The sequence below is a fragment of the Microbacterium sp. genome (assembly GCF_052099035.1).
Lineage (GTDB): Bacteria > Actinomycetota > Actinomycetes > Actinomycetales > Microbacteriaceae > Microbacterium.
Genome location: NZ_JBQDSX010000027.1, coordinates 1 through 4,001, shown reverse-complemented (window position 1 = coordinate 4,001; position 4,001 = coordinate 1). Strand labels below are relative to the sequence as shown.

5 protein-coding genes and 1 pseudogene are annotated in these 4,001 nt (G+C 66.7%); 3 read left to right on the top strand and 3 right to left on the bottom strand.

The window, feature by feature from the left end; all coding sequences use genetic code 11:
* The coding region (locus tag ACTIAO_RS09940; RefSeq protein ID WP_441906131.1) for a hypothetical protein at window positions 1–563 on the bottom strand (563 nt) is incomplete at its 3' end.
* Between the two features lie 302 nt (window positions 564–865).
* Between ACTIAO_RS09940 and ACTIAO_RS09935 the strand changes: the two genes are divergently transcribed.
* Window positions 866–1,696 carry a siderophore-interacting protein gene (locus ACTIAO_RS09935; RefSeq protein ID WP_441906130.1) on the top strand — a complete coding sequence of 277 codons (831 nt, stop codon included), beginning with the start codon at window positions 866–868 and terminating at the stop codon, window positions 1,694–1,696.
* A gap of 20 nt (window positions 1,697–1,716) precedes the next feature.
* Window positions 1,717–2,031 carry a potassium transporter Trk gene (locus ACTIAO_RS09930; protein WP_441890311.1) on the top strand — a complete coding sequence of 105 codons (315 nt, stop codon included), beginning with the start codon at window positions 1,717–1,719 and terminating at the stop codon, window positions 2,029–2,031.
* Window positions 2,032–2,210: 179 nt separating this feature from the next.
* On the opposite strand, the gene ACTIAO_RS09925 is transcribed toward ACTIAO_RS09930, so the two are convergent.
* Entirely contained in the window at window positions 2,211–2,816 is a 606-nt protein-coding gene (locus ACTIAO_RS09925; protein WP_441906129.1) for a zinc-binding alcohol dehydrogenase, read from the bottom strand.
* A 272-nt stretch (window positions 2,817–3,088) separates the two neighbouring features.
* Between ACTIAO_RS09925 and ACTIAO_RS09920 the strand changes: the two are divergent.
* A pseudogene (locus tag ACTIAO_RS09920) lies at window positions 3,089–3,364 on the top strand (ThuA domain-containing protein); the annotation flags it as partial.
* Here ACTIAO_RS09920 and ACTIAO_RS09915 read toward each other — a convergent pair.
* Window positions 3,360–3,695 (bottom strand): hypothetical protein, encoded by a 336-nt coding sequence (locus ACTIAO_RS09915; RefSeq protein ID WP_441906136.1) that lies wholly within the window; start codon window positions 3,693–3,695, stop codon window positions 3,360–3,362. The pseudogene ACTIAO_RS09920 and the gene ACTIAO_RS09915 overlap by 5 nt on opposite strands.
* Window positions 3,696–4,001: the final 306 nt, after the last annotated feature.

Here is a 4,001-nt window from a genome sequence, read left to right as displayed (position 1 = left end):
TCGATCCGCTCATCGGGGACCTCGGTCACCTCGGCCGTGAACGACGGCACAGCGGGTGCCGGCGGCGCCTCGGGGAAGAGGGCGTCCCAGTCGATGGTGATGTCGGCGCGGGCGTAGAGGTTGGCGTCGGTTGGGAAGGAGCGTGAGGGCCAGGAGATGACCTCGTAGCTCTTCGTCTGGTCGAGCTCCTCAGAGGGGATCGGCAGGACGTCGCTGACGTTGCCGTCTGCGTCGATCGTCGCGGAGATCGCCGACTGGGTGTCGGTCACATCCGAGAGGTCTGCGTCCTTCTCGATCAGCGTGAAGTACGCGTGCGGCTCGCTCTGACCGGGCAGCGCCACGACGTCGCCGTACCCGGAGCCTTCGATCGCGATGTCGATCCGGTCGTTCGCGACCTCGGTCACATCGGTCGTGAACGACGGTGATTCCGCAGCCTGCGCGACAACCGGCAACGCCACACTTCCGAGTGCGAGTGCCGTTGTCGCGACGAGACTGAGAAGACGCCTTCTACCGCGTGCGCTGCGCGCCCGGGCGGGCACCGCCGCAACTGATGATTTTGCCATGTGATTGGTGATCCTTGCCGAGTAGACTCAGCGTGGCCGCACGGCCGCGCTGTTTTCAGGCGCGCCAATGGCGCGTGTCAGCCCGAGGCCGGCGGCCGGGAGCGGGCGCTGCTTCTTGGTAGGGAGGGCGCTCGCTCCGTCACACGACTCTGGGTAGAGTCTCGATCTCGGGTGGTCGGTGGGCCCGCATCCGCTCCTGTCTGAGCACGTTCACGGCTAAGGCCTACCTAACTTAGGCAATACTAAGCCATGCCGGTTGAATCTCACAACAGCGCACATGCCATACGGAACGAAGGAAACACATGACCAGCCCAGAGCGTCCCCGCCGCCCCCAACGCCCGCAGATCGTGCTCGAGGTCATCGAGCGCATCCGGCTCACCCCGCACCTGGTGCGGATCGTCGCGGGCGGTCCCGGCATCTCCGCAGTCGCGGACAACGGCTTCACCGACGCCTACACGAAGATGCTCTTCGCGCCGGCCGAGGCCGGGCTCACGCCGCCGTACGACATGGAGCAACTGCGCGAAGAACTGCCGATCGAACTGCTGCCCTCGACGCGCACGTATTCGATCCGCCGGTTCGAGCTCGATGCCGGCCGGGTCTGGATCGACTTCGTCACCCACGGGGACGAGGGCGTCGCCGGGCCCTGGGCGACGAACGCACAGCCCGGTGATCCGGTCGTGCTCGGCGGGATCGGCGGCGGTTACGCTCCGGATGCCGCGGCCGACTGGCACCTGCTCGTCGGCGACGAGTCATCGATCCCGGCGATCGCGGCGGCTCTGGAGGCGATGCCGGCGGATGCCGTCGGCACGGCGCTCCTCGAGGTGCAGAACGAGTCCGAGCAGCTCGATCTGGTCGCCCCGGACGGGATCGAGGTGCGCTGGCTGCACCGCGGTGACAGCCAGGCGGGCACGACCGATCTGCTGGTCGACGCGGTGCGCGCACTGGACTGGCGAGACGGGCGGGTGCAGGTCTTCGCGCACGGCGAGCGCGGCGCGATGAAACAGTTGCGTCCGCACCTGACCGAGGAGCGCGGTCTCGACCGCACGCAGCTGTCGCTGTCGGCGTACTGGGCGCACGGGCGTCGTGAGGATGCGTTCCAGGCTGAGAAGCGCGAGACCGTCGGGCAGATCTGAGAGCGTGGGACAATGGAGGCATGTCCTCCCCCGAACCCCGTGAGACCGTCGAAGCGACCGTGCGGCGCGTGCCGCGCTACGGCGTGCTCATGGCGATCGGGGTCGTGCTGGGCATCATCGCTGCCGGCATCCTGACGATGGTCGGCAGCTACGAGCCGTCCGCGACGCTCGACGTCGTCTACCCGCCCGGGCAGGTCTTCGGGTTCACGCTGCTGTGGACGGCTCCGATCGGCCTGGCGCTCGGCGGCGTCGTGGCCATGGTGCTCGAGCGCATCGCCCGTCGGCACGACCGCGTCGTGCGCGTCGACCACGAGACGATCATCCCCGAGGACTGACCCGCTGCGGCATCCGTCGTTTCGGCTCGCCTCCGGCTCGCTCAACGCGTTTCGTCTCGCTTCGCTCGCTCAACGACCCGCAGGGAGTGCCACCGCTGGTCGTTGAGCGTAGGCGGCGAAGCCGCCGAAGACGAAACGCACTGAGCGAGCGAAGCGAGTCGAAGTGTCCACGCGGCCGCTCAGGCGAGCTCACCGATGATCGGGCGGATGGCGCCGTCGAACGCGACGACATCTCGCCGCAGACCGTCGGTCACGGCCACCGTCAGCGCGCCGATCCACCAGATCCCGCGCTGCGAGAACGGCAGCACCTGCACGTTCAGCTCGAAGGAGTGCGCGCGTCGGCCGACTTCGCGCTCGAACTCGGCGATCGCGCTGGCGTACGCGCGGTACGCCCCACCGCCGGTCGCTGTCTTCATCGCGTCGAAGTAGCGGTTGCGTGCCGCCTTCGCATAGGTCATCGCGGATGCCGCGAGCGGCTCGATCGCAGCGCGCAGCTCTTCGGCGCCGCTGGCAGGCAGGGCGACGAGGGTATCGAAGCCGTCGATGAGCTCCAGCGGACCCTCCGCCGGGTGCGTGCGCGGCTCGATCGTCATGTCCCAGTAGTTCCGCCACTGCTGCTCGAGCGCGGGGGTGGCATCCACAGCATCCGGAGCGCGCACGTCCAGATCGCGCAGCGCAGGCAGGTCGTCGGGCTCGCGGATGCCGAGCATCTGCCGCAGCGCGAGCGCGACCAGCACCGGCACTGCGGCGTCCTCACGGATCAACCACTGGGGCTTGTCGGCCATGGCCCCATCCTAGGGAGGTCTCGGCGACGGCCGGAGAACGCGGCACAACTCACTGGATGGAACACACGTTGCAGGTTTCACCGCTGGTCTTTAGGTTCAGGCTCGAACCACCCATCTCGATCCGGCTCCAACGATCAAGGGAGATCACGTGAAGTCCATACGGGAAGGGAAAACCTGCTACCGCACAGCAGATCTACCTAGACGATGTCAAGGATTACGGCGTCTGTCGCGGCACTGATCCGGCTTGCTACCACGAATGGGGCAACGGCTGGGTGGAGGGGGAAGAGAAGAAGATCCTCATTTGGAGCCGCACCGGTGGTCCTCGTCACGCGCACCTGGGCACCCCGCTCGAGTCAGGACTCAATCCGCCGTTGAATGAGGACAACGTCGCGCAGGCCGGTCTGAAGGCCTGGGCTGAAGACCTTGGCATCACGGTCGATTACACCGAGGATCTCGCAGCCTTCCGCAGACTCAATCAGTACCAGGCCGTGGTGTTCCTCAGCTCGACCCGTGACAGCCTCGATGATGCCGCGCAGACCGCTCTCATGCAGTATGTGCGCGGTGGAGGCGGATTCGTCGGCATCCACAACGCGCTCGGTACCGAGTCGTGCTCGACATGCCGTATTCATGGTTCTCCCACTTCCACGCGGACTCTCCGGTGGCGCCGTCGAAGGCGGTCACACCGCCGCTGGGAGTATCGAGGTAGATCATGCCGTCGACGACGATCGGCGTGGTCTGCTGGCCGACGTCATCGGATGCGGGTGCGACCGCGGAGACGTGGGTGCGCCAGGCGGGTGCGAGCTGGCTGAGATTGCGCTTGGTGATCTGGTCGAGCGCGGAGTAGTGCTGGTTGCCGAGGTTCCCGCCGACAGTCGGCATGTCCTCCTGCGTCGGTTCGGTGGCGGTCAGGTCTTCGTCGTTCTCCTCGACGGCATAGACCGGACTGATGGCGATGGAGAGCATCACCGCTGCCGCGATGCCCGCCACACCCAATCGCGTCGTGAGCTGTCTGGACATCGTTCGTCTCCTTGGTCGTCATTGTTCCCATGGACGCTTTGGAAGCTAGCGATCGGCAGGCCCTCCGCCAACCGTCGACCCATCGGGTGAGACCGTGGGCGGAGAACGGGTGCGCTGTCACCGGTAGTCTTGTGACGTGGCAGATTCCTCCACCAATCCCTATTCCGA

Coding starts and splice junctions, on each gene's coding strand:
- ACTIAO_RS09915 (WP_441906136.1), bottom strand. CDS start 3,695: ATGCCGACTGTCGGCGGGAACCTCGGCAACCAGCACTACTCCGCGCTC.
- ACTIAO_RS09930 (WP_441890311.1), top strand. CDS start 1,717: ATGTCCTCCCCCGAACCCCGTGAGACCGTCGAAGCGACCGTGCGGCGC.
- ACTIAO_RS09925 (WP_441906129.1), bottom strand. CDS start 2,816: ATGGCCGACAAGCCCCAGTGGTTGATCCGTGAGGACGCCGCAGTGCCG.
- ACTIAO_RS09935 (WP_441906130.1), top strand. CDS start 866: ATGACCAGCCCAGAGCGTCCCCGCCGCCCCCAACGCCCGCAGATCGTG.